General features: G+C 73.3%; 14 protein-coding genes. 4 read left to right on the top strand and 10 right to left on the bottom strand.

From position 1 onward, the window contains the following. Window positions 1–97: 97 nt before the first annotated feature. Complete coding sequence (locus HYQ63_RS45360; protein WP_257232493.1) at window positions 98–850, top strand: peptidoglycan-binding protein; 753 nt, start codon at window positions 98–100, stop codon at window positions 848–850. A gap of 12 nt (window positions 851–862) precedes the next feature. Here the strand turns inward: HYQ63_RS45360 and HYQ63_RS41515 are convergent, their stop codons facing one another. From HYQ63_RS41515 to HYQ63_RS41500, 4 genes are all read right to left on the bottom strand, one after another. Continuing rightward, on the bottom strand, window positions 863–2,164 hold the full coding sequence (locus tag HYQ63_RS41515; protein ID WP_179939208.1) for a CAP domain-containing protein: 1,302 nt from the start codon (window positions 2,162–2,164) through the stop codon (window positions 863–865). A gap of 167 nt (window positions 2,165–2,331) precedes the next feature. After that, a complete protein-coding gene (locus tag HYQ63_RS41510) occupies window positions 2,332–2,931 on the bottom strand; it encodes a TIGR03086 family metal-binding protein (protein ID WP_179939207.1) in 600 nt (199 codons plus the stop codon). 154 nt (window positions 2,932–3,085) lie between these two features. Beyond that, window positions 3,086–4,567 carry an NAD-dependent succinate-semialdehyde dehydrogenase gene (locus HYQ63_RS41505; protein ID WP_179939206.1) on the bottom strand — a complete coding sequence of 494 codons (1,482 nt, stop codon included), beginning with the start codon at window positions 4,565–4,567 and terminating at the stop codon, window positions 3,086–3,088. Window positions 4,568–4,676: 109 nt separating this feature from the next. Next, entirely contained in the window at window positions 4,677–5,939 is a 1,263-nt protein-coding gene (locus HYQ63_RS41500; protein ID WP_179939205.1) for an aspartate aminotransferase family protein, read from the bottom strand. A 213-nt stretch (window positions 5,940–6,152) separates the two neighbouring features. Between HYQ63_RS41500 and HYQ63_RS41495 the strand changes: the two genes are divergently transcribed. Then, a complete protein-coding gene (locus HYQ63_RS41495; protein ID WP_179939204.1) occupies window positions 6,153–7,772 on the top strand; it encodes a PucR family transcriptional regulator in 1,620 nt (539 codons plus the stop codon). A gap of 45 nt (window positions 7,773–7,817) precedes the next feature. Here the strand turns inward: HYQ63_RS41495 and HYQ63_RS41490 are convergent, their stop codons facing one another. From HYQ63_RS41490 to HYQ63_RS45355, 5 genes are all read right to left on the bottom strand, one after another. Further along, window positions 7,818–8,426 (bottom strand): LuxR C-terminal-related transcriptional regulator, encoded by a 609-nt coding sequence (locus HYQ63_RS41490; protein WP_179941069.1) that lies wholly within the window; start codon window positions 8,424–8,426, stop codon window positions 7,818–7,820. A 403-nt stretch (window positions 8,427–8,829) separates the two neighbouring features. Beyond that, entirely contained in the window at window positions 8,830–11,640 is a 2,811-nt protein-coding gene (locus tag HYQ63_RS41485) for a LuxR family transcriptional regulator (protein ID WP_179939203.1), read from the bottom strand. Next, a complete protein-coding gene (locus tag HYQ63_RS41480; protein WP_179939202.1) occupies window positions 11,630–14,386 on the bottom strand; it encodes an AAA family ATPase in 2,757 nt (918 codons plus the stop codon). Before HYQ63_RS41480 ends, HYQ63_RS41485 begins: the two co-directional genes overlap by 11 nt. Before the next feature lie 58 nt (window positions 14,387–14,444). Continuing rightward, window positions 14,445–17,348, bottom strand: a complete 2,904-nt coding sequence (locus tag HYQ63_RS41475; protein WP_179939201.1) for a LuxR family transcriptional regulator — start codon at window positions 17,346–17,348, stop codon at window positions 14,445–14,447. Between the two features lie 272 nt (window positions 17,349–17,620). Next, window positions 17,621–17,815 (bottom strand): DUF5999 family protein, encoded by a 195-nt coding sequence (locus tag HYQ63_RS45355; RefSeq protein ID WP_257232492.1) that lies wholly within the window; start codon window positions 17,813–17,815, stop codon window positions 17,621–17,623. 382 nt (window positions 17,816–18,197) lie between these two features. On the opposite strand from HYQ63_RS45355, the gene HYQ63_RS45765 reads away from it, so the two are divergent. Both HYQ63_RS45765 and HYQ63_RS41465 read left to right on the top strand, forming a co-directional pair. Next, window positions 18,198–20,513, top strand: a complete 2,316-nt coding sequence (locus HYQ63_RS45765; RefSeq protein ID WP_306664873.1) for a LuxR C-terminal-related transcriptional regulator — start codon at window positions 18,198–18,200, stop codon at window positions 20,511–20,513. Window positions 20,514–20,726: 213 nt separating this feature from the next. Then, complete coding sequence (locus tag HYQ63_RS41465; protein ID WP_257232491.1) at window positions 20,727–22,871, top strand: aminotransferase class I/II-fold pyridoxal phosphate-dependent enzyme; 2,145 nt, start codon at window positions 20,727–20,729, stop codon at window positions 22,869–22,871. On the opposite strand, the gene HYQ63_RS41460 is transcribed toward HYQ63_RS41465, so the two are convergent. Then, window positions 22,866–23,243, bottom strand: coding sequence for a hypothetical protein (locus HYQ63_RS41460; protein WP_179939199.1), 378 nt, complete (start codon window positions 23,241–23,243; stop codon window positions 22,866–22,868). The two genes, HYQ63_RS41465 and HYQ63_RS41460, sit on opposite strands and share 6 nt — an antisense overlap. Window positions 23,244–23,256: the final 13 nt, after the last annotated feature.

Here is a 23,256-nt window from a genome sequence, read left to right as displayed (position 1 = left end):
TCACGGCTCCGCGATCGCCGGATGGCGATCGGCTTGAGTCTTCCCGGACTTCCGTCCGTATCCCCCGCTGAACGGCGTGGGGCACAAGGAGGTCTGTATGGCAGCCGAAACCGATCCTGACCGGATGGGCGGGCGTCACGTGATCGAGCCGACCGCGATCTTCCGTGCGGGGCCGGATCCGGAGTCCGGCGAGGACGTGGACGGGCCGGTGGAGGAATGGATGGAGGACCTGCATCTGTTCCGGCCCCCGGGGGGAACGGGTGACGTGGGCGGAGCGGGCGAAGCGCTCCCTCCGGAGGCGCGCCGGTTCGCCGAGGACGAAACCCAGGAGATCGACGCCCGGGTCTCGGCGTCCGACTCCTGGGGGGTCGTGAACCCGCCGCCCGAGCCCGCTGCCCCGCCGCCCGAGCCCGTACGGCGCCACCCCCGCACCGCCGTGCTGATCGTCGCGGGGGTCGGGCTGGGCGTCGCCCTCGCGCTCGTCCTGCTCCTCCCCGGCGGCGCGGCCATCAACGTCGCCTCGCCGGGCGGCGGCCCCACGGCCTCGGACGCCGGCCGCTCGCCGACCGCGTCCGCCGCCCCCACCACGGCGGTCCCGGCGCCGCCGGGGAGCCAAGCCGGTGTGCTGAGCCAGGGGGACAGCGGTCCGCAGGTCTCCGAACTCCAGACGCGTCTGCTGAAGATTCCCGACGTCTATCGGGGCGGACAGGTCAACGGCCGGTACGACCAGACCCTCACCGAGGCCGTGGCCCGCTTCCAGCTGTGGTACGGAATCCGCGGCGACGAGGACGGGGTGTACGGCGACGCCACGCGGCGCGACCTGGAGTCCCGTACCGGCACCATCACCTGACGGCTGTCGCCTCTATCGGCTCGCGCCGAAGACCTGGGTCCAGTACGTACCGGCGCGGCTGCCCGTGGCGTAGCCGACACCTATGTGCGTGAAGTCGGGCTTGAGGATGTTGGCACGGTGGCCGGGGCTGTTCATCCAGCCGCGGACCACCTCCGCCGGGCCGCGCTGTCCGCACGCGATGTTTTCGCCGATCCCGGGGTGGGTGGCCCCGGCGGTGGCGGCCCGGTCCCAGGGCTGACGGCCCTCGGGGCTGGTGTGGTCGTAGAAGTCGCGGGCGACCATGTCGTCGCTGTGCGCCTGCGCCGCTGCCGTCAGCCGCGGGTCGGGGGCCAGCGGCGCCAGCCGGGCGGCGGCGCGCTCGGCGTTGGTGAGCGCGATCACCTCGGACGCGAGGCGGCGCAGCCCGTCCGGGGTGAAGGGCCGCGCCCACACCGCCGTCCAGAACACGTCTCCGGCGCCGGATGCCCGGCCGATGCCCACATGGGTGACCGCCGGGTCCCGGAACGGGCCGCCGCGCTCCCCACCGGACAGGCAGTAGTCCACGAACCCGTCCGGGGTGCGCGGCCCGGAGACCAGGTGCTCGGCGACCGTGAGCGGGGCGTAACCACTGGCCGCGATCCGGTGGAAGAGCGACGTCCCGTCGGGGCTCTCCGCGCCGAGCGCGCCGTGGGCGGCCATGGCCGCCGCATGGGCCTCGGCGGCCCGCGTCAGCCGCGGGTCGAGGGTCACGGGTGGTACGCCGTGCCGGGACCGGGCGGCGTTGACGAGCCCGAGGAATCCGTCGTCACCGGGCGTCGGGGGCTGGGGCGCGGGTGGGTGGTCCGCGGTGCCGTCGTCCGCGACGTCCACGCCGAAGTCGCGCGCCACCCCGGCCAGCCCGTCCGCGTACCCCTGGCCGAGCGCCCGCACCTTCCACCGGGTGCCGCGCCGGTAGATCTCGGCGAGCAGCAGCACCGTCTCCGGCCCGGGGCGCGGCGGGGCGAAACGTGCCAGCGGAGCGCCGCCGCCGTTCCCGGTGACGCTCATGACGGGCGCGGGCAGCCGCCCCAGCGGGGTGCCGGGGTCGGCGGGGCTGACGACGACGGTGACCCGGCTGGCGCCGGGACGCAGCTGCCCGGGCCGCACGGTGACGGTGTCTCCGTCGACCCGGGTGCCGGGGGCGGTGGGCTGGTTGAAGAAGACGAAGTCGGCGTCGCCCGCGACCTGCCCGTCATCGCCGGTGATCAGTGCGGACAGGTCGAAGGGGCCTGGGACGCGGATGGTCAGCGTGCCGTCCGGCAGCGGTTGGTTGCCGCCGGGCACCAACTCGGCCATGGGTCCCCTCCTCGTGCCGTACCCATCAGGCCAACGGCTCGCCCCCGGCGGCGGTTCCCGGGCTGTCCCGGTGTTCTGGGCGGGGGCCTTTCCCTACCCGCCCCTTCCCGCAACCGGGGCTCCGCCCCGGACCCCGGTCCTCAAACGCCGGACGGGCTGAAGCGCGCTCAGCGGCCCATCAGCCGCAGCAGCCGGGCCTGCCGGGTCTCCCCGTCCGGGGGCGGGGTCCCTGGGGCGGCGAAGAAGCGGTGGGTGGTGTCGGCGGAGACGGGCGACTCCGCCAAGCCGGCGTAGATGTCGGCGAGGTGCTCCTCGACCCAGGCGACGAGCCCCGGATCGAGTTCCTCGGGAGCATCGAGGGCCCGGGCCAGGTCCCAGGCGTGAATGGTCGAATCCGTGGTCCGGACGGCGAGGGCCTGTTCACCGGTCACCGGGCCGAGGGGGTAGTCCAGGATCTGCTGGAGGGCGCCGGGCCTCCGGAACGCCGCGGCACAGTCCCGCACCGAGCGGGTGTACGCGCCCACCGGATCGTCGCCCAGGGCGTCCTCGTCCCGGAGCCGGAGGAAGTCGGCGGCCGAGCCGCCGTCCAGCAGAGCGATGTAGTTGAGGTTGCCCCGGGTCATGTGGTTGACGAGGTGCCGGACGTCCCATTCCGCGCAGGGGGTGGGTGCCGTCCACTGGTCCGGCCGTACCGTGCGCAGCCTGCGGGTGAACTCGGAACCGGAGAGCAGATAGCGGTCGATGATGCCGACGAAGGGGTGAGACATGGCCCCAGCGTGCCGGGGACCGGAGGCGGTGTGCTGGCGGGAATCGGCCGCCTGGCTCGTGCCGGGGACCGGCCCTCCCGCCCGGACCCGAGCCCCGGCCCCGGGGACCCGGGCGGGCTGGTGTACAGCCCGCCCGGCGGCGATGGAGGACACGTCAGGCCGGGGTGGCGATGTACTTGTACTCGAGGAACTCGTCGATGCCGACGCGCCCGCCCTCGCGGCCGAGGCCGGACTGTTTGACGCCGCCGAAGGGGGCGGCCGGGTTGGAGACCAGGCCGGTGTTGAGGCCGACCATGCCGACCTCCAGCCGTTCGCTCACCCGCAGCGAGCGGTTGAGGTCGCGGGTGAAGACGTACCCCACCAGGCCCCATTCGGTGCTGTTGGCGGTGGCGACGACTTCGTCCTCGTCCTCGAAGGTGAGGATGGCGGCGACCGGGCCGAAGATCTCGGTCTCCATCAGCCGGCTGGCGGGCGAGACGCCGGTGAGCACGGTCGGCGGGTAGAAACAGCCGGGGCCTTCGGGGGTGCTGCCCCCGACCAGGACCTCGGCGCCGCGTGCGACGGCGTCGGCGACCAGTTCCTCGACCTTGGTGCGGCCCGCCCGGTCGATCAGCGGGCCGACGTCGACGCCGGGGCGGCTGCCGGGGCCGACCTCGAGGGCGCCCATGCGCCGGGCGAGGCGGTCGGCGAAGTCGGCGGCGACGGAGGAGTGGACGAAGAAGCGGTTGGCGGCGGTGCAGGCCTCGCCCATGTTGCGCATCTTGGCGGTCATGGCGCCCTCGACCGCGACGTCGAGGTCCGCGTCGTCGAAGACGATGAAGGGGGCGTTGCCGCCGAGCTCCATGGAGGTGCGGACCACGGCGGGCGCGCACTGGCCGAGCAGGACGCGGCCGACCTGGGTGGAGCCGGTGAAGGACAGCTTGCGGATGTGGCCGCCGGTCAGCAGCGGTTCGACGACCTCACCGGCCCGGGAGGTGGTGAAGACGTTGAGCACCCCGGCGGGCAGCCCGGCCTCCTCCAGGATGCCCGCGAGGGCGAGCGAGGACAGCGGTGTCTGCGGGGCGGGCTTGAGCACCATGGTGCACCCGGCGGCGATCGCCGGGCCGATCTTGCGGGTGCCCATGGCCAGCGGGAAGTTCCACGGGGTGACGAGGAGACAGGGGCCGACGGGGCGGCGCATGAGCAGCATGCGGTTCTTGCCGTCGGGCAGGGTGGCGTACCCGCCGTCGATGCGGACGGCCTCTTCGGAGAACCAGCGGAAGAACTCGGCGGCGTACGCGGCCTCGCCGCGCGCCTCGGCCAGCGGCTTGCCCATCTCGGCCGTCATCAGGGCGGCGAGCGAGTCGGCGCGCTCGATGATGAGTTCGTAGGCGCGGCGCAGGATCTCGCTGCGGGCGCGGGGCGCGGTGGCGGCCCACTTCTCCTGGGCGTCCAGGGCGGCGTCGAGCGCGCGCTGTCCGTCGGCGGGGCTCGCGTCGGCGACGTCGCACAGCACCTCGCCGGTGGCCGGGTCGTCGACCGGCATGGTCAGGCCGCCGGCCGCGTCGGACCAGGTCCCGGCGATGTACAGCTTCTTGGGCACCGTCGCGAGGACGTCGCCCGCTGCGGGGAACGAAGGGGTGGGCAGGGCAGACATGGCGGCATTCTCCTTCTGTGGCCGCCGCCCGCGTAGGTGGCGGGCGGCGGCCGGGGTTCCCGTGGGTGATGGGCGGCGCGCGGCCGCTGATGGGCGGCGCGCGGCCGCGTCAGTCCGTGCCGGACGTACCAGCGCTCACGGCGGCGGACCAGGCGCGCAGTCCCTCGTCGATCGCCGCTTCGTCGACGACCAGCGCGGGGATCATCCGGACCACATGGTTCCAGGCGCCGCACAGGAGCAGCAACAGTCCCTCCTCCACGGCGGCGCGCTGCACGCGGCCCGCGGTCGCCGGGTCGGGTTCGCCGTCCTCGGTGACGAACTCGCTGGCCAGCATGAGGCCGAGGCCGCGTACGTCGCCGATGGCGGGGGTCTTCGCGGCGACGTCCTCCAGGCCGGAGCGGAGCCGGGCGCCCATGGCGTCGGCGTTGGCGACGAGGTTCTCCTCGCGTACGACGTCGAGGGTGGCCGCGGCCGCGGCGCAGGCGACGGCGTTGGCTCCGTAGGTGCCGCCCTGGGAACCGGGCCATGCCTTGGCCATCAGTTCCTCGGAGGCGGCGATGCCGGACAGCGGGAAGCCGCTGGCCAGGCCCTTGGCGGTGATCAGGATGTCGGGGCGGACCCCGAAGTGGTCATGGCCCCAGAACCGTCCGGTGCGGCCGACGCCGGTCTGGACCTCGTCCAGGATGAGCAGGAAGCCGTGGCGGTCGGCCCGCTCGCGCAGCCCCTGGAGGAAGCCCTCGGTGGCGGGTACGTAGCCGCCCTCGCCCAGCACCGGCTCGACGATGATCGCCGCGGTGTCGTCGGGCGAGGAGATGGTCTGGAGGACGTAGTCCAGTTCCTTCAGCGCGAACCGGGTCGCGGTCTCCTCGTCCCAGCCGTACCGGTAGGCGGTGGGGAACGGGGTCACCACGGCGCCGCTCATCAGGGGCGAGAAGCCGGAGCGGAAGCGGGTCCCGGAGGTGGTCATGGACGCGGCGGCGACGGTGCGGCCGTGGAAGCCGCCGTGGCAGACCAGGATGTTCGGGCGTCCGGTGGCCTGGCGGGCGAGGCGCAGCGCGGACTCGACGGCCTCGGAACCCGAGTTGTTGAAGAACAGACTGTCGAGGCCCTCGGGCAGCACCTCGCCGAGCTTGGCGGTCAGCCGCTGGAGCGGCTTGTGCATGACGGTCGTGTACTGACCGTGGATGAGGGTGCCGACCTGCTCCTGGGCGGCGGCGACGACCTTCGGGTGGCAGTGCCCGGTGCTGGTGACGCCGATGCCCGCGGTGAAGTCCAGATAGCGCCGTCCGTCCTCGCCGTGGAGGTAGGCCCCCTCTCCGCGGACGGCGACCACCGGAGTGGCTTGGCGGAGCTGCGGCGACAGATTGGTCATGATCTCTCCCAACACCCACGGAACGGCGGTGGACCGGACTGCTTCGGGACTCTACGAGCGTGCGGGAGCGGACCGGGGAAAGACAATGATCATTGTGTCGCGGGCAGGTGATCGGGATGGACGTTGTGTCAACCGGGACCTGGTGGACACTTTGTCAAGGAGACCCGTGATCGATGGTTGCGCCCGGTCGGCCGGCTTGTCAGAGTGGCCTGCATGAACGGCTCCGCTCCGCTCACCCTCGGCGACGCGCTGCGGCTGCCGGTACTGGCCGCCGGGCAACCGGAGGTGGTGTCCGGCCATGATCAGCTGTCCCGTCCGGTCCGCTGGGTCCACATCACCGAACTGCTCGACCCGGCGTCCTTCCTCAAGGGCGGGGAACTGGTCCTCACCACCGGGATGCCGCTGCCGGAGGACCCCGCGCTGGTGCGCCGGTATGTGGAGGAGCTGGCGGACATCGGTGCCGCGGGCCTGGTCATCGAGCTGGTCCGGCGGTACCACGAGCCGCCGTCGGAGCTGGTGGACGCCTGCCGGGCCCGGGATTTCCCGCTCGTTCTGCTGTCCCGGAACGTGAACTTCGTGGAGGTCACCCAGATCGTCCACTCGATGATCATCGGCAACCAGATCGAGACCCTGCGCCGGGCGCAGGACGTCCATGACACCTTCACCGCGCTGACCCTGCGCGGCGCCGAGCCGGACGAGGTCGTGGGGATGGCCGCCGAGCTGAGCGGCCACCCGGTGGTGCTGGAGAACCTGGTCCACCGGGCGGTCATCTGCGGGTCGCCGGGGCATGGCGTCGAGGGGGTGCTGACCGGCTGGGAGCGGCGGTCGCGCGGTACGCCCTCGCCCGACCGCACCGAGCTGCGCGGCCCGGAGAACTGGCTGGTGACGGCCGTGGAGTACCGGGGCGAGCGCTGGGGGCGGCTGGTCATGCTGCCGGACGCCGCGGGCGCCCCGGCGGTGGGTCCCGAGCACGCGATGGTGCTGGAGCGCACGGCCACCGCCCTGACCATCGCCCGGCTGACCCAGCACACCCGGTGGGAGCGGCGCGCCCAGCGCACGCTGCTGCTGGATCTGGTCGAGCAGCGCTGCCGCTCGGCCGGGGAGGCACGGGCCCGGGCCGAGGCGCTGGGCATGCGGGTCATGGGGCGGCGGCTGATCGTCGCGCTCGTGACCCTGGCCCGGGGGCTGGGCGGCGAGGAGGCCGGGGAGCTGGAGGACCGGCTGACCGAGGAGATGGCCGCGGCCGGTGCCGCGGTGCTGATCGGCGCGGTGCCCGGCGATCATCTGGGGGTGCTGCTGGCGTTCCATCCGGCCACGCCCTGGCGGCCGTTGGTGGAGCGGCTGAGCCGTTCCGTACGGGAGTCGCATCCGGACGCGGTCGTCAGCGTGGGCTGCGAGGTGTCGGACCTGTCGCAGACCGCGCGCTCGTTCCAGCAGGCGGCGCGGGTCGCGGACGCCGCCGTCCCCGGCACGCCGGACAAGCCGTTCCATGAGCTGAGCGATATCGGGCTGCGGCAGTTGCTGTACGCACTGCGCGACGACATGCGGGTGCAGGAGTACGTGGAACGGCAGCTCGGCCGGCTGGTGCAGCACGATGAGCGGCATGGCACCGATCTGGTGACGACCCTGCACGCCTATCTGGACGCGGCGGGCAACAAGACGGTGGCCGCCAAGCGCGCCAGCCTGTCACGGCAGGCGTTCTACCAGCGGCTGCACGCGATCGAGCGGGTGCTCGGCTGCGATCTGGAGTCGGGCGAACAGCGCACCCAACTGCATGTGGCGCTCACCGCGTTCAGCGTGCTGCGGCTCGCCCATGGCTCCGGCTCCCCGTGACGTGGCGGCGGGCCGCACGCCGCCGCGTCACGGGGAGCCGGTGGCTCACTTCACGAAGTCGTCGACGACCTTCGGCGGCCAGGAGCCCACGTTGAGAACGCCCACGGAATAGGCGCGGGAGACCAGGGCCGCCCGGTTGGGAACCCGCAGCTTACGGAGCAGACGCGTCACGTGGTATTCGACGCCCTGCCTGCTGAGATAGAGCCGGGAGGCCAGCGGAATGGTGGAGTGTCCGGCCGCGATGCCTTCCAGAATGCGCGCCTCGATTTCGCTGAGGATCTTCTTGCGGCTGGTCACCATGTCCAGCTCCTGGCCGCCGGCCACGGGCCGCAGCACCACCAGCAGCGAGGCGACGTGCGAGGTGCCCTCGCGCACGGCGACGGCGGTGAGCGCGCTGGTGAAGGCGGTGCCCTGGGCTCCGACGACGACCACCTGGGAGGCGAACCGGTCGCGGGTGCCGTCGGCCAGCCGGGAGAGCTGATGGTGCAGCGCCTGCCGGGCGCTGGGGTGTGCCAGGTCGCAGAAGTCGCGGCCGAAGACGCTCATGGAGGAGTCGTCGTCGAACTGCCGGAAGAACTCCTGGTTCGCCTGCTGGACCGTCAGGGACGGGTCGAGACAGACGACACACGCCCCCGGCTGGTCGAACTGGCGCAGAAGATCCGCGTACTCGATCTGGTCACATTCGAGCTCGTTGGGGGTTGGCCGAGCCGAATCTGCTAGAGCGGAAACTGCCAAGGGACTGCCATCCCTTCCTGTTCATCAATGACCGAATACGAATGACCGGGGATGAATGCCGCGGCTATTCAATTCGAATGCTTTTTACGGAATGGAGACTAGGGAGATCCCCACGCATGAGTCAACGTCAGCAGGGTGGCGTCGCCCAATCCTGTGGTACCGCACCTCGGAGGTTCGGTCCGCACCGCAGGGTTTCGGTGGTCGGTACGGTGGGTTCGCCGACCTGGGGAACTTGCCCGGATCGCACCCTCCCCCGGCCGGTACGGGGCCATGCCGGGAAGCCCGGGCAGACGCCGGTTGGACACGCGTTGAATTAGCGCCGTTAACGCAGGATTTCCGAATCCAGGCGGGGCAGGACCTCCATCAGCTGGCGGCGGCCGGAGATGTCCAGCTTGCGGTAGGCGTGGGTGAGGTGCTTCTCGACCGCGCGGGAGGTGACGCCGAGCCGGTCGGCGATCTCCTGGTTGGTGAGGCCGCCACCGGCCAGGGAGACCACGGTGCGTTCGGTACGGGTCAGCGCGGCCTCGGGCCGCGGTGCGGGCGCACCGTGCCCCTGCTCGGCCTGCTCGACCAGCCAGGGCGCGCCGCAGGCCGCGGCGAGGGCTCCGGCCTCCCGCAGCATGGCCACCGACTCCGGACCGTTGTCCAGCCGCCGGGCCAGCAGGGTGAGCGAGCGGGCGAGTTCGAGTTCGTTGGCCGAGGCGCGCAGCACGTCGGCCGATTCGCGCAGCAGATTGGTGCCCCGGGCGCCGTCGCACAGCCGGCCCTTGAGCCGCAGGGCGCGGCCCAGCGCGACGGGGGCGCCCCAGGCCTCGGCCCGGGCGTGTTCCTCCTCGGCGAGCGCCAGCGCCGCGCGGGAGTCTCCGATGCGGTGCTGGAGTGCGGCCGCCCAGGGCCGCCACCGGAAGAGGACGGGATTGCGCCAGCCCGCCGCCTCCAGCTGTCGGCCGCAGGCGAGCAGGGTGTCCAGCGCGCTGGTCCAGCGGCCGTACCGGGCGTCCTGGGACGCCTTGAGGAGTTGGAGCGAGGCGGTGAGCGCGAGGCTGGCGGACCGGCGCCGCCCGGCCTCGTCCAGCAGTCCTTCGACCAGTTCGCTGTCCTCCAGCTCCAGGGCGACGCCGGTGAGGGCGACGGTGGCGAGGATCCCGGCCTCCGACCAGTGCGCCCCGGCCAGCCGCATCGCGCGCTCGGCGGGCTCCCGGGCCCGGGCCACCCGGCCACGCGCGAGCAGCATCAGCGCCTGCTCGGCGTGGACGAGCGCGTCGACGGCCGTGACGTCCTGCCGCGCGGAGTGCCGCTCGGGTTCCGGCCAGGAGTTGATGCCCCGTACCGAATCGGCGGCGACCATCGCGACGGCGACCAGCGGCAGCGGTGAGTGGACCCGGTCCGCGGTGGCCGGTTCGCGCTCCAGGACGCGGCCCGCGAGCCGGGCGACCTCGGCGGCCGGCCGCCGGGTCGTGAGCATCGCGGCATCGAGCAGCACGACGGCCAGCTCGCGTTCGGCGGTCGAGCCGAGCGGCGGTTCCTCGCCCAGCGCGGACAGCCGCTCCACGGCCGCGGCCAGCTCCGCCGGGTCCTCGTACCCGGCGTACCACAGCCGCGCCTCCAGCCGCAGGGCCACGTCACGCGCCGAGCCGTCGAGGGCGGCCGCGGGCCCCAGGTCCTCGGCGACCTGGTGGAACAGGTCGAGGACCGCGGGCGGCGCCACCCCCACGACGGTCGGGGAGATCCGCAGGGCGGCGGCGGCCCGCTGCCGCGGCGTGGTCAGCAGGGGTATCGCCTGGGAAATGTGGCGCTCGCACGCGGCCGGGTCCCATCCGCGCTCCGCCGTGGCCAGGTCGATCAGCAGCCGCCCGCGGGTCTCGCCGGACAGCGCGGCGTCCAGCAGCGCGCGCCGCAGATAGCGGGTGGCGATGTCCGGCGCGCCCCGGCGCAACGCGGTGTCGGCCGCGGCCCGCAGCACCTCGACCGCCCAGGGGTGCTGTGAGGCAGTGACGGCCATCAGCTGGGCGGCGACCAGTTCGGCGGAGGAGCCGTTGCGGTAGAGGAGGGCCGCGGCGGCGTCGTGCAGCCGGTCGCGCTCGGCGACGGTCATCGAGGACTCGACGGCGTCCTGCACCACACGGTGGAGGAAGCGCGGCTCCTTCTCGGCCGCCAGCAGGCCGAGTTGTCCGAGGACGCGCAGCGCGGCGGCGAAGCCGATCGGGTCCAGGCCCGCCAGCCGGGCCATCAGGTCGGGTTCGCCCTGGTCGCCGAGGACGGCGATCGCCGCGGCCAGGTCCCGTACCGGCTGCGGCTGGGTGCGCATGCAACCGGCCAGCCACTCGCGCAGCTGGGCGGGGCGCTGCCGGCGGGCCGTCTCGACGTGCCCGGCGGTGGGGCTGTGGCCGGCTGCGGCGAGCGTCACCAGGACCGACCTCAGGAAGAGGGGGTTGCCCGCGGAGATCTCGTGGCAGGCGCGGGCGAAGTCCTCGTCGCCCGGCTCGCCGAACTGGTCGAGGACCATCGCCTTGGCGGCCGCGAGGGACAGCGGCGCCGGGCGCAGCACCCGCTGTGCGGAGTCGGTGATCTCGCGCAGCGTCAGCCGCCGGGCCCCCGGATCGCCGTCGCGCAGGGCGCAGACGAGGACGGCGCGCAGCCCGTGCAGCCGCTTGACCAGGTAGGCGAGCCAGCGCAGCGAGGGGGCGTCCACCCACTGGAGGTCGTCCACCAGGATCAGCAGCGGGTGGTCGGCGCCGACGTCGGCCAGCAGGGAGCGCAGTCCGTTCAGCACCGTCTCGGACGGGCTGACGGAGCCGGACTCGCCCAGCGGCAGGGTGTCGTCGGCGAGGACCATGCGGGCGAAGTCGCCGTGGTCCCGCAGCCATCGTTCGCTCTGCTCGGGCGGGGCTCCGGTCAGCAGGCTGTCGAAGAGCTGACGGACCACGCCGAAGGCGAAGTCCTGCTCCATCGGTGCGGCGTTGGCGCGCAGGACGCGGACGTCCTCCCCGGCCAGCTGGGGCAACCGCTGGAGCAGCGCGGTCCGGCCGATGCCGAGCGGGCCGGTGAGCAGCAGCAGCGACGAGGTGCCCGCGGCGGCGGCCTTCAGGGCGTCCCTGACCTGTGCCGCCTCGGTGTCCCGCTCATGCAACATCCGTGCCGTATCCCTCCGTTGCCCGCACCAGTGCGTGGAGTTCCGCGCGCCCGCCGATGCGCAGCTTGCGGTACGCGCCGCTGAGCCGCAGTTCCACCGTGCGCCGGGTCACCGACAGCATCTCGGCGATCTCCCGGTTGCCGTGGCCGAGTCCGGCGAGGGTGGCGGTGCGCCGCTCGGGTTCGGTCAGCGTCGCCCAGGCGGGGTGCGGTCCGGGTCCGGGCGCGGCGGACTGGCCCAGCCGTTCGGCGAGCGTACGCACCCGCCCGGCCAGTCGGCTGGAGGGCCTGTGGGTGGTGGTGAACGTGAACAGCTCGGCCACCAGGGGGGCGGCGGCCTGCCGGTTCCCCGCGTCCAGTTCGGTGGTGGCCAGGTCGATCAGCGCCCCGGCGTAGGCGAGTCGGGCCGCGGTGGGGCGCAGGCTGTGCACGGCCTCGCGGAGCCGGTGGGCGCGGGCCTCGCGGGCCACCCGCCCGGCGCCCAGCAGGGCCACGCCGAGGGTGCCGGCCGCGCCCCACCGCCGGGCCAGCGCGATCTCCTCCCGGCTCAGCCGCTGTGCCTCCTCGTGGTCGCCGAGCGCGTGGCACACCCCGGCGGCCATCGAACGCCAGGGCATCAGGGCGGGGTTGGCCCGGTCGTGGCGCAGCAGCCGCCTGCCGCAGGCGCGGAACAGCTCCAGCGCCTCCGGCAGCCGGCCGTCCCGGGAGGCCACCATCGCCCTGGCGAACAGCAGATGGCCGAAGGACACGCTGTCCCGTGCGCCGACCGGAGCGGGCGCGTCGGCCAGCTCCCTGGCCTCGTCGACGCGACCGCCGTCCAGGGCGACGGTGATCCGCAGCCCCGTCAGATAGGAGACGTGGTACGGATGCCAGTGGGTGTGGGGCAGTGCGCGCCCGGCGGCGGCGACGTCCCGTTCGGCCGCGTCGAGCCGCCCCTGCCGCAGGTTCAGTTCGCCCCGGACGGCCAGCACGAGTGCGGCGGCGGCCCGGGCGTTGCGCCGCCGTAAGTCGACGTGCAGGGCGTCCAGCCGCGCCTCGGCCTCGTCCAGGTCGTCGGTCAGGAGCAGGATCCGCCCGGCCGTGATCCGGGGCAGGATCAGTACGTCGCTGCCGGGCTCGCCGGTGAACGCGAGCCGGGCCAGCGCCCTGGCGGTGGGCAGGTCCTCACCGTGCAGGGCGAGTTGCCTGGCGCGGGCGGCGGCCTGTGCCGGGTCGGTGGGGCGGGCGGGCAGCGGGGGGATCTCGGGCAGCAGCAGGTCGGCGTCGTCGGGGCGGCCGCGCTCGGTGAGCCGGAACAGCCCGGCCAGGGCCTCCCGTTCGGCGCCGTGGGCGGTGGGCAGCGCGTGTGCCACGGCGGACCGCAGGCTCTCCACACCGCCGCGGGTGAGTCCCAGGTCGGCGGCGCGCACCCGGGCTCGGGCGGGTGCGTCGCCGCCGCTCCGGACGATCTCCGCCAGCCGCCGGTCGCTCGCCTCGGGGGCGGTCAGCACCTCGATGGCGCCCAGCTCCAGGCCCAGCTGGGCGCGCTCGGCCGGGTCCAGCGGCTCCTCCAGGGCTCGGGAGAGGCAGGCGATCGCGCGGTCGGGGCGGCCGGCGCGGAGCATGGCGGCGCAGGTACGGCGCAGCACGTGGATCGCCCAGGGTTCGCCGAGCGGGCGGGCGTCGAGCAGCAGCCGGGCGATGTCCTCGTCGGGCAAGGCCGCCCGGTGGGCGAGTTCGGCGGCCCGGGCGTGCAGTTCGGCCCGTTCGGCGGCGGTCATCTCCTCCAGGATCCACTTCCGCGCCTCCGGGCAGCACAGCCGCATCCCGGTGTCGGAGGCGGTGGCGAGGCCGCTGGCCTCCAGCGCCGCGCCGAGGCCCGGTTCGCTCGCCGCGCGGGGTCCGGCGAGTGCGTACAGCTGAGGCAGGTCGAGGAGTTCACCGCAGACGGCCAGGGCGCGCACCACGGCGACGGCGGTGTCGGACAGTCCGCTGAGGGCGCGGGCGACGTACTCGCCGCAGATGGCCTCGATGAGCGCACGCAGCTCCGGGACCCGTTCGGCGACCGGCACCCATCCGAGGGCGGTGAACTGGCGCAGCGCCTCGTGCAGCACCATGGGGTTGCCCGCGCTGATCTCGCACGCGGCGGCGTTGAACGGTTCCTGCCCGGACGTTCCGCACACGGTCGTCACCAGGGTGGCGACGTCCCGCAGCGTGAACGCGGACAGCGCGAGCTGCCGGGAGGGCACCGGTCCGGGGAAGGGGTCACCGCCGCACCAGCCCCAGTGGCTGACGCCGCTGCTGCTGGCCAGCAGCGACACCGGCATCCCGGGCAGCCGCCGCACCAGGGCCCCGAACCAGCGCCGGGAGTCCGGGTCCAGCCATTCCACCTCGTCGACGACCACCAGGGTCGGCCGGTCGCGGGCGCTGCGCAGCAGTTCGGCCAGGCCGGGCAGGCGGTCGTCCCGTTCCGGTTCGGCCAGCGCGCCCAGCGAGCTGTCGGTCAGCCCGTCCATGGTGGTCAGGAGCTGTTCCACCACGCCGTAGCGCAGTCTGCTCTCGCCCAGGGTGGCCTGGGCGCGCAGGACGCGCAGCCCCCGCTCCTCGGCGAGTTCGGCCGTCCAGCGCAGCAGCGGGCCCTGGCCGAAGCCGGGCCGTCCGGAGACGGTGACGACAGCCGGACGACCTGCCTCCAGGTCGGTGACGACCGAGGCCAGCACCGCCTGCTCTCGTTCGCGGCCGGGGAACGGGAGCCCGTTGAGCTGCATGGAGTGACTATATGCCGATCACATATCGGGGGTGCGGAGAAGCGCCGGGACGTCGCACTCAGCCACGGCCGCGTGCCGCGGACACCCAGGCCGGAGCCTGGGGGTGCGGAACACTCTGCGTGCGCAGCACCGAGGCCAGTTCGGCCCGCTGGGTCAGCCCCAGTTTCCGGTAGACGCTGGTCAGATGCGTCTCGACGGTGCGTACGGTGACGAAGAGCGACTGGGCGATCTCCCGGTTGCCCGCCCCGGCCGCGGCCAGGGTGGCGACCTTGCGCTCGGTGCCGGTGAGCAGGTCCACCGGGGAGCCGGTGATCTCGCGCATCCGGCCGCCCGCGGCGACCAGCCGTCGCCGGGCGCCCTTGGCGAGCGCCAGCGCGCCGCAGCTCTGGGCGAGGTCGGCGGAGGCGCGCAGGTGTTCGCGGGCGCCGCGGGAGTCCCCGGCGTCCAGCAGGGCGGTACCGAGCATGAATTCGGCCCGGGCGTGCTCGGCGCGGGCGGGTGAGGCCGACAGGTGCGCGACGGCCTCGGTGAGCAGGCCGATGCCGGTCTCTCCGCGGGTGGTCATGCCGCGGGCGAGCGCGCCGAGTCCGAGGGCGCGCGGGGTGCCCCACCGGCGGGCGAGTTCGGTGCCGTGGTCGACGACCTCCCGGGCCTCGTCGGCGCGTTTCTCGGCGGCGTACACCCATGCCGCCTCGGCCCACCAGGGGATGAAGCACGGGTTGGCGAATCCGGTCTCCTCCAGGGACGAGCCGCAGTCGAGCAGCAGCCGCAGCGCGGTCCGGCCGTCGCCGAGCGCCCAGCGGGCCCGGGCGCGGGCCATCAGGTACCAGTGGTACTCCATGACGAACCCGTCCAGGTTCGGCCGGGTGACCTGGCCCAGCAGCTCCTCGGCGCGTTCGGGCTCGCCCCGGTCGATCAGGACGGTCGCCAGCGCGATCTGAGGCATCGTCATATGGCCGCCCCACCGCTCATGGCTGGTGATCTCGACGGCGGTCTGGGCGTCGGCCAGGGCGTCCGGCATCGCCCCGAGGCCGTGCAGCATCAGGGCCCGGGTGGAGAGGGTGAGGACGTACGACCACACCGCGGCGTTCTCCTGGCCGTACCGCAGCGAGCGGTCCAGCGCCTCCATCGCGTCCTCGACCTCGTCGGCCAGGCCCAGGGTGAACGCGGAGAAGAGCAGCGACCAGTTGCCGAGCGCCACTCCCGAAGGGTGCAGGGCGCGGCGGGCCTGCCGCACCGTACGCTCCGCTGAGGTGCCCTCCATCGCGCTGAGCACGGTCATCATGGCCAGCAGCTGCCGCTGCGCGGGAGTGTCCCCGGCCGGTTCGGCGAGGTGCGCGAACCGCTCCCGGACGGTGGTGAGCGTCGCCTTCTCGTCGCATCCGCTGATCAGCAGCGCGGACCGGACGAGGGTGACCAGTTCGCGGTCGCGGGGTTCGGAGTCGGGCCCCAACTCGGCCTCCAGCGCGTCCAGCACGCCGCCGAGCGTCCGTACGGCGGCCGGGGACTGCTGCACCGTCAGGCAGGTCATGGCGAGTTGGACGGCGATCGGCGCCTTGGCCCGCAGGTCGGCGGTGAGGTCGAGGGCGTCCTTCAGGAGCCCGATCGCCTCCACCGGGTGGGTCTCCGCGAGCGCCCCGGCCAGCTGGACATGGGCGGACACGCTGTCGGGCTCGGCCTCCAGGACCCGGCGCAGATAGCGGGCGGCGGCCTCGGGCGCGCCACGGTTCGTGGCCTGGGCGGCCGCCTCCCGCAGCACCCAGCGCATCCACGGCTGGGGGGTGCCGGGCACCAGCAGCACCTGGTTGGCGACCTCTTCGGCGGGCCGGCCGACGTCGCTGAGCAGCTGGGCGGCCCGGGCCCGGAGACCGGCCAGCGCGTCGGCCCCGGCGGCGTCGAGCACGGCCGAGCGCACCACGTCATGGGCGAGGTCGGGGCGGTCGGGCGCCACCATCTCGGCGCCGCGCAGCAGCGTCACGGCCTCCTCGACGCGGGCTGCGGGCACCGCGGCGAGGGCGCCGATGTGCTCCGGGTCCTCCTCGCCGAGCACGGCGATCGCGGTGGCCACGTCCCGGACCCAGCCGGGCTGGCGCTCGAACAGCGCGTGCACCGACTGGGCGACCACGTACTGGCCGACCTCGGCGATCTCGCGGATCCCGGTGTCGTCCGGCCGCGCCCCCTTGGCCCGCAGCTCGTGCAGCAGCCGGGTGACGGTGAGGGGGTTGCCGCCGCAGACGGCGGCCACGCGCTCGACGAAGGACGGCGCGACGGGGAGCGGGAAGATCTGCCGGGCCAGCTCGGCCACGTCGGCGTCGGTCAGCGGGCCGAGCCGGATCGCCGAGGAGCGGGGCTGGGCGGCGATGTCGGCCAGCGCGGCGGGCGCGACGGGCTCCGCCTCGGTGCGCTGGGCGAGCACCACGAGCAGCGGCAGGTGGTCGGCGCGGCGCAGCAGGAAGTCGATCCAGCGCAGCGAGCGTTCGTCGCACCAGTGCGCGTCGTCGAGGACGAGCACGAGCGGGCCCTGCGTCATGAGGTTCACCGCGAGCCAGTAGAGCCCGTGGAGCACGGGGTAGGCGGTCGCGGGCGAGGGCGGCTCCTCGTCACCGGGGCGGGGGGCGAGCGCGGGCAGGGCGCGGCGGGCGCTGCCCTGGAGCAGTGGGGAGTCGTGTGCGTCGTCGGCGGTCAGCCCGAGCGGACCGAAGAGGGCGCGTACGCCGCCGTAACCGGAACCGGCCACGACCTGGCCGCAGGTGCCGTGCAGAACGGTCATCTTCCGGCAGGTGTCGCCGTCGAGGAAGGCGCGCAGCAGGCTGGTCTTGCCGATTCCGGCGGGTCCGGAGAGCACCACCAGGCCGGACCGCCCGGCGCAGGCGGCCTCCGCGTGACTGGTCAGCACGGTCAGCTCACTGGTGCGGCCGACCAGCAGGCTGGGTAAACCGGAATCGTTGGCCCGGTCCAGCACAGCGGCCCCCTCGCACCCCCGATGGTGTCAAATTCGCACAAGTAAATTACTCGACGCGATCATCAGGCTACACGAACAGCATCCTGGCGATCAACGCCGATCGCGAAGACCCACGGAGACGCGCAGAGTCCTCCACAGACGCGCATGGACGCGCAGTGGCCCGGAGGCGGAAGGTGTGGTGAGGGCGTTCACCGTTCCGTCCCCGGGCCGTTCCGTATCACTGTGTGGGTACGAGGCGTGGAGTTCTCTATCGCTTCTCCCTTCGTCGTACTTCATCCCGCCTGGTCGGGGCAGGCACGGGGCGCCGGGATGACGCGCCCGTCAGGGAGCAGTTCACCCGTGTCCGCGAAGATCACCACTCCGTTGCAGAGCAGGCTCCACCCCTGCTCGGGGTGGGTGGCCACCAGACGCGCCGAATCGTGGTCGGGGGCGTCGGCGGGAGGACACGGGGGCTGATGGAGGCACATGGCGAACCTTCGATCTTCCGCCGGATCTCGGCGGAGCACTTGCACAGACACCAGGATGCGACGGCGGACCGGACCGCGAGGAGGGGAGATCTCCCCGGATGGCTACCTGATCCGCCCCTGGCACCCCGCCCCGGCCCCCACCGGTCACCCCGGGCGACCACCGCTCGCCGTCGGTGACGCCGCGAGAGAGGCGACGACGGAGCCGAGGGAGCTACGAGGGGCGTCGCCGGGCTGTGGGGGCCGCCCCTCGGGCATAGCCTGGACAGTGACCGTTCGGGCCGAGCGGGGACTCCCGCCCGCCCGAGGCCGGTGCGAGGCATCAATGGGTGCGGTGGCGACGAGCACCCCGACCGGGCGGCAGACAGGCAGGCTGCCGGCCGAGGTGACGACTTTCGTGGGGCGTCGGCACGAGGCGGCCGAGGCCCGGCGGATGCTGTCCGCCTCCCGGCTGGTGACCCTCACCGGGGTGGGCGGGGTCGGCAAGACCCGGCTGGCGCTGCGGGTCGCCGAGGACGCGCGCCGGGCGTTCGCCGACGGGGTCTGGCTGGTCGAACTGGCCGCACTGGAGACCCCGGATCTGCTCGCCCAGAGCGTGGCCGAGGCCCTGGAGGTCCGGGACCAGTCCGCCCGGCCGCCACTGGACGTCCTCGTGGACCATCTGCGCGAGAAGCAGGCGCTGCTCGTCCTGGACAACTGCGAGCACCTCATCCAGGGCTGTGCGCTGCTCGCCGACCGGCTGCTGCGGGCCGCTCCCCGGCTGCGCATCCTGGCCACCAGCCGGCAGGCGCTGGGCACCGCCGGTGAGCAGACCCTCGCCGTTCCGGCGCTGGCCCTGCCCGATGCCACCGGGCCGCGGCTGTCCACCGCGGCGCTGGCCCAGTGCGACGGGGTGCGGCTGTTCGTCGAGCGGGCCGGGTCGATCCTGCCGGGCTTCGCCGTCACCGACGCCAACCGGGACGCCGTGGAGCGGGTGTGCCGACGGCTGGACGGCATTCCGCTCGGGATCGAGCTGGCGGCCGTACGGCTCCGCGCCCTGTCCGTCCAGCAGCTGCTGGACCGCCTCGACGACCGCTTCCGGCTGCTGACCACCGGCTCCCGGTCGGTGCTCCCCCGGCACCAGACGCTGCGGGCGCTGATCGACTGGAGCCATGACCTGTGCACCGAGCGGGAGCGGCTGCTGTGGGCCCGGGTCTCGGTGTTCTCAGGAACCCTGGACCTGGAGGCGGCCGAGGCGGTCTGCTCGGGCGACGGCATCGCCCGCGAGGACGTCCTGGACCTGGTGACCGAGCTGGTGGACAAGTCGGTGCTGCTCCGGGAGGAGCACGGCACCACGGTGCGCTACCGGATGCTGGACACGCTGCGCCAGTACGGCCGGGAACGGCTCGCCGCCGCCGGGGAGGAGCCCGACCGGCTGCGGCGGCACCGCGACTACTACCGGCAGCTGGCGGCCGACGCGCGCGCCGCGCTGTTCGGCCCGGCCCAGGTGCAGTGGTTCACCCGGCTCCAGCTGGAGCACGCCAATCTGCGCAGCGCCCTGGAGTCCAGCTTCGCGGAGCCGGAGGAGACCGCCTGCGGCCTGGGGATCGCGGCCGACCTCCTCTACCACTGGATCACCAGCTACTACCTCGGCGAGGGGCGGCGCTGGCTGGACCAGGGGCTCGCCTCCTGCCCGGAGCCCACCGAGGTGCGGGCGCGCGCGCTGTGGACCAACAGCTGGCTGGCCATCATCCAGTCCGACACCAAGGCGGCCGCGGCCATGCTGGAGGAGAGCCGGGCCCTCGGCGAACGGCTCGGCCTGGCCCCGGTCCTGGCGTACGCGGCGCTCTACTCCGGCATGGTCGCCATGTACCGGGGTGACGCCCCGTCCGCGATCGCGCTCTACGAGGAGGCGGTGGCCCGCCACCGGGCCACCGGCGACCCGGTCGGGCTCGCGCTGGCCCTCATCCGGCTCTCCCTGGCCCACTCCTTCATCGGCGACTCGCCGCGCGCCGTCGCGCTGGGCGAGGAGTCCCTCGAAGTGTGCGACGCCTACGGCGAGGGCTGGCACCGGGCGTACACGATGATGGCGCTCGGCGTGGAGGTGTGGCGCCAGGGCGACACCGCCCGCGCGACCGCCCTGGAGAGGGACAGCCTGACCTTCAACCGCTCGCTCGACGATCCGCTGGGGGTGGGGGTCAACCTGGAGGTGCTGGCCTGGATCGCCGCCACCGACCGGGACTACCGGCGGTCGGCCCGGCTGCTGGGCATCGCACGGACCGTCTGGCAGTCGATCGGCGCCTCGCTGTCGGGCTACGGACACCTGGTCCACTACCACGACGAGTGCGAGGCGGACGTGGCCCGGGCGCTGGGCAGACCGGCGTACAACGCGGCCGTCAAACAGGGTGCCCGGCTCCCCTACGACCAGGCGCTGGTCTACGCGCTGGAGGACCAACTGCCCAGCGGGGAGGCGGCGGCACCCGAGCGGCCGTCGCCGCTGACACCCCGGGAGACCGAGATCGCCCAGCTCGTCGCGCAGGGGCTCAGCAACAAGGAGATCGCCGCCGCGCTGGTGATAGCACAGCGCACCGCCGAGGGCCATATTGAGCACATTTTGAGCAAACTTGGTTTCAGCTCGCGTGCTCAGGTAGCTGTGTGGGTAGCGCACCAGGACCGGGCCGCCCTCACCGACGGCGAGCGTCCGCCGGACGACCCCGCCTGACGCTCCGACCGCCACCGCCGCTCCGAAAGAGCGGGCGACAGCATGAGCGAGAGGCGGAATTTTATTCGATCAGGGCACACCTGTCCCTTGGTTTCGCGCACACCCCACGAAAATCCTCAGGTCCCCCACGTTTTTGGGATCATGCGTCAGGCTCGAGGGACGAGCCGCAACGGTCGTGATTGCACGACCCCTTGCGACCGAGGAGGTCCCGCCGTGACTGTTGCCGCAGTCGGCAATTCCGGTGATGCCATGGAACTCTTCCGTGGCACCGCCCACAGCCCGTCTTTCTTCGCGCTCAACCGCGCCGGGATCACGGGTGGCGGACAGGAGCTTGTGGACTTCTGCATCCCCTGCAATCCGTACTTCCCCACCCCCGCCATGTTCGCCGTGATGGCGGTCAGGCTGCGGGAGATCCTCACGTACTACCCGAGTTCCGCGGACACCATCACCGCCGAACTGGCCGATGTGCTGGGCCTACAGCCGCAGACCATGGCGATGGGCAACGGTTCGACCGAGCTGATCACCTGGATCGACCATCTGCTGGTGAAGGAAAGCCTCGCGGTGCCGATTCCCACCTTCGGCCGGTGGACGGACCAGCCGATGGAGACCGGCAAGCGGGTCGACATGTTCCAGCTCCCGGAGATGAGCGGATTCGCGCTCGACCCGCAGGCGTTCGTCCAATTCGTCCGGTCCCGGGGCTCGCGGGTCGCCGTCATCTGCAATCCCAACAACCCCGACGGCGGGCTGCTGTCGCGCCAGGCCGTCATCGGCCTCATGGACGCGCTGTCCGATCTGGACCTGGTGGTGATCGACGAGTCCTTCCTGGAGTTCGCCGACGCCGAGGCGTATCCGAGCGTCGTGGACGAGGCGATCCTGCGGCCCAACGTCATCGTCCTGCGCAGCCTCGGCAAGAGCTTCGGACTGCACGGCGTCCGCTTCGGCTACCTCGTCGCCAATCCGGCGCTGGCCGTGCAGATCCGCTCCCGGCTGCCGAAGTGGAACCTGAACTCCTTCGCCGAGGTCATCGTCTTCATGCTCAAGCGGTACCGGCAGGAGTACGTGCAGAGCCTGCGCATGCTCAGCCGCGACCGGCAGGAGATGACCACCCAGCTGGCCGGGCTCCCCGGGATGACGGTCTTCCCCTCCCAGGGCAACTTCGTCTTCGTCAAGCTGCCGGGCGGCACGGACGGCGCCTGGGTGCGGGACCAACTCCTCACCCAGCACGGCGTCCTGGTCCGCGAATGCGGCAACAAGCTGGGCAGCAGCAGCCAGTTCATGCGACTGGTGGTGCGCTCCCAGCCGGATGTGCAGCGGCTGCTGACCGGGCTGAGCACCGTGCTCTACGGCACCTCCTACTACGCCCCCCAGGTCTCCTACGACCAGCAGCGCGGCTGGGACCTCCAGGCGCCGCTCTACTCCGGCCCGGCCCAGCAGCTGGACTACCAGTACCAGCAGATGCCGCAGCTGCCCGCGGCCCCCGTCGCCCCCGAACCCCAGCCGCCGACCCAGCAGACCCCGCAGCAGATGCAGCAGATCCTGCAAATGCAGCAGATGCAGCAGGCTCCGCAGCAGCAGCTGTACTCGGCGGACGCCCTGCCCGCGCCGCAGGGCATCGCCCCGGACGGGTACGGGCAGCAGTCCGACCCGTACGGGCAGTCGGTGTCGTCCGGGCAGTCGCCGTCCGCGTCGCAGCCGCCCGCCGAGCTGGCGCCCGCGTACGTCGCCACTCCCCCGGTCCAGACGCCCCTGTACCAGGCGCCGATGCAGCAGCAGATACCCCAGCAGATGCCCCAGCAGCCGATGCAACAGATGCAGCCGATGCAGCCGATGGAGCAGATGGCCCAGCAGATGGCTCAGGCTCAGCAGCAGATGCAGCAGGCGGCGATGCAGCAGCCCCAGATGGGGCAGATGCAGCAGGCCCAGGCGCCGCAGCCCCAGGCGGCGCAGGGCCAGGCGCCCTACCTCCAGATGGCCCAGAACCCGCAGGTCCAGACCCCGCAGGCGCAGAGCGCGCAGATGCAGATGGCGCAGGCCGAGACCGGCCAGATCCCGGTCGTCCAGCCGCAGGCCCAGGCGCAGGGCGCGATGGCCGGGTACATCCAGGGGCCCTCGCCCGCGGAGCAGACGGCGCTCGACCAGATCCCGCTCTTCCGGCCCGAGCAGAACGCCGTGCCGGAGCCGGCCCCGGCGGAGCAGACCCAGGTCATCGACTACGACCCCGCCGAGCTGAGGGCCTCGACCCCGGCCCGGCCCACCCGGCCCGCCGATGCCGACAAGGACCCGGACGGCTCCGGGCCGGCGCTGATGCGCTACCCGCGCCCGGCCGCGTACCTCCAGACGGACGACGGCACGTCATGACCCGGAACGCCGGTCCTCGCGCGGCCAGGCCGGGGACACCCCGGCCACCGCGCAGACGGCGATGTGCAGCACCAGCGGGTGGGTGTAGGGCACTCCGTCGTCCGGTGAGTGCACCACCCGCGGTCCCTCGGCCGCCCGGCCGGTCCGCCGCCCGGGCGGCGGGCCGGTCGGCACGGCGCCGACCGCGTAGACGGCCGCCGAGGGCCAGTTGACGCCGACGTCCGACCGGGACGGCACGATCCACCACCAGCGGCCGCCGGCGGCCAGGACGCAGCCCACCCGGGGCAGCCGTTCCATGACCGCGGGCCCGTACCGCTCGGCCACCCCCACCGCGTCGTAGCTCGATAGCGGCGGCCTCAGTAACGGGATCATGAAGCAACTATCC

Origin of the sequence: Streptomyces sp. Rer75 (assembly GCF_013414305.1) — a bacterium.
Lineage (GTDB): Bacteria > Actinomycetota > Actinomycetes > Streptomycetales > Streptomycetaceae > Streptomyces > Streptomyces himastatinicus.
Note: the sequence above shows the minus strand (reverse complement) of the source record. Positions and strands in the feature narration are given on the sequence as shown.

What these genes read in the sequence shown, in the direction of transcription:
- HYQ63_RS41495 (WP_179939204.1), top strand. Translation starts at nt 6,153, where the DNA reads ATGAACGGCTCCGCTCCGCTCACCCTCGGCGACGCGCTGCGGCTGCCG.
- HYQ63_RS45360 (WP_257232493.1), top strand. Translation starts at nt 98, where the DNA reads ATGGCAGCCGAAACCGATCCTGACCGGATGGGCGGGCGTCACGTGATC.
- HYQ63_RS41485 (WP_179939203.1), bottom strand. Translation starts at nt 11,640, where the DNA reads ATGTTGCATGAGCGGGACACCGAGGCGGCACAGGTCAGGGACGCCCTG.
- HYQ63_RS41480 (WP_179939202.1), bottom strand. Translation starts at nt 14,386, where the DNA reads ATGCAGCTCAACGGGCTCCCGTTCCCCGGCCGCGAACGAGAGCAGGCG.
- HYQ63_RS41460 (WP_179939199.1), bottom strand. Translation starts at nt 23,243, where the DNA reads ATGATCCCGTTACTGAGGCCGCCGCTATCGAGCTACGACGCGGTGGGG.
- HYQ63_RS41505 (WP_179939206.1), bottom strand. Translation starts at nt 4,567, where the DNA reads ATGTCTGCCCTGCCCACCCCTTCGTTCCCCGCAGCGGGCGACGTCCTC.
- HYQ63_RS41510 (WP_179939207.1), bottom strand. Translation starts at nt 2,931, where the DNA reads ATGTCTCACCCCTTCGTCGGCATCATCGACCGCTATCTGCTCTCCGGT.
- HYQ63_RS41515 (WP_179939208.1), bottom strand. Translation starts at nt 2,164, where the DNA reads ATGGCCGAGTTGGTGCCCGGCGGCAACCAACCGCTGCCGGACGGCACG.
- HYQ63_RS45355 (WP_257232492.1), bottom strand. Translation starts at nt 17,815, where the DNA reads ATGTGCCTCCATCAGCCCCCGTGTCCTCCCGCCGACGCCCCCGACCAC.
- HYQ63_RS41500 (WP_179939205.1), bottom strand. Translation starts at nt 5,939, where the DNA reads ATGACCAATCTGTCGCCGCAGCTCCGCCAAGCCACTCCGGTGGTCGCC.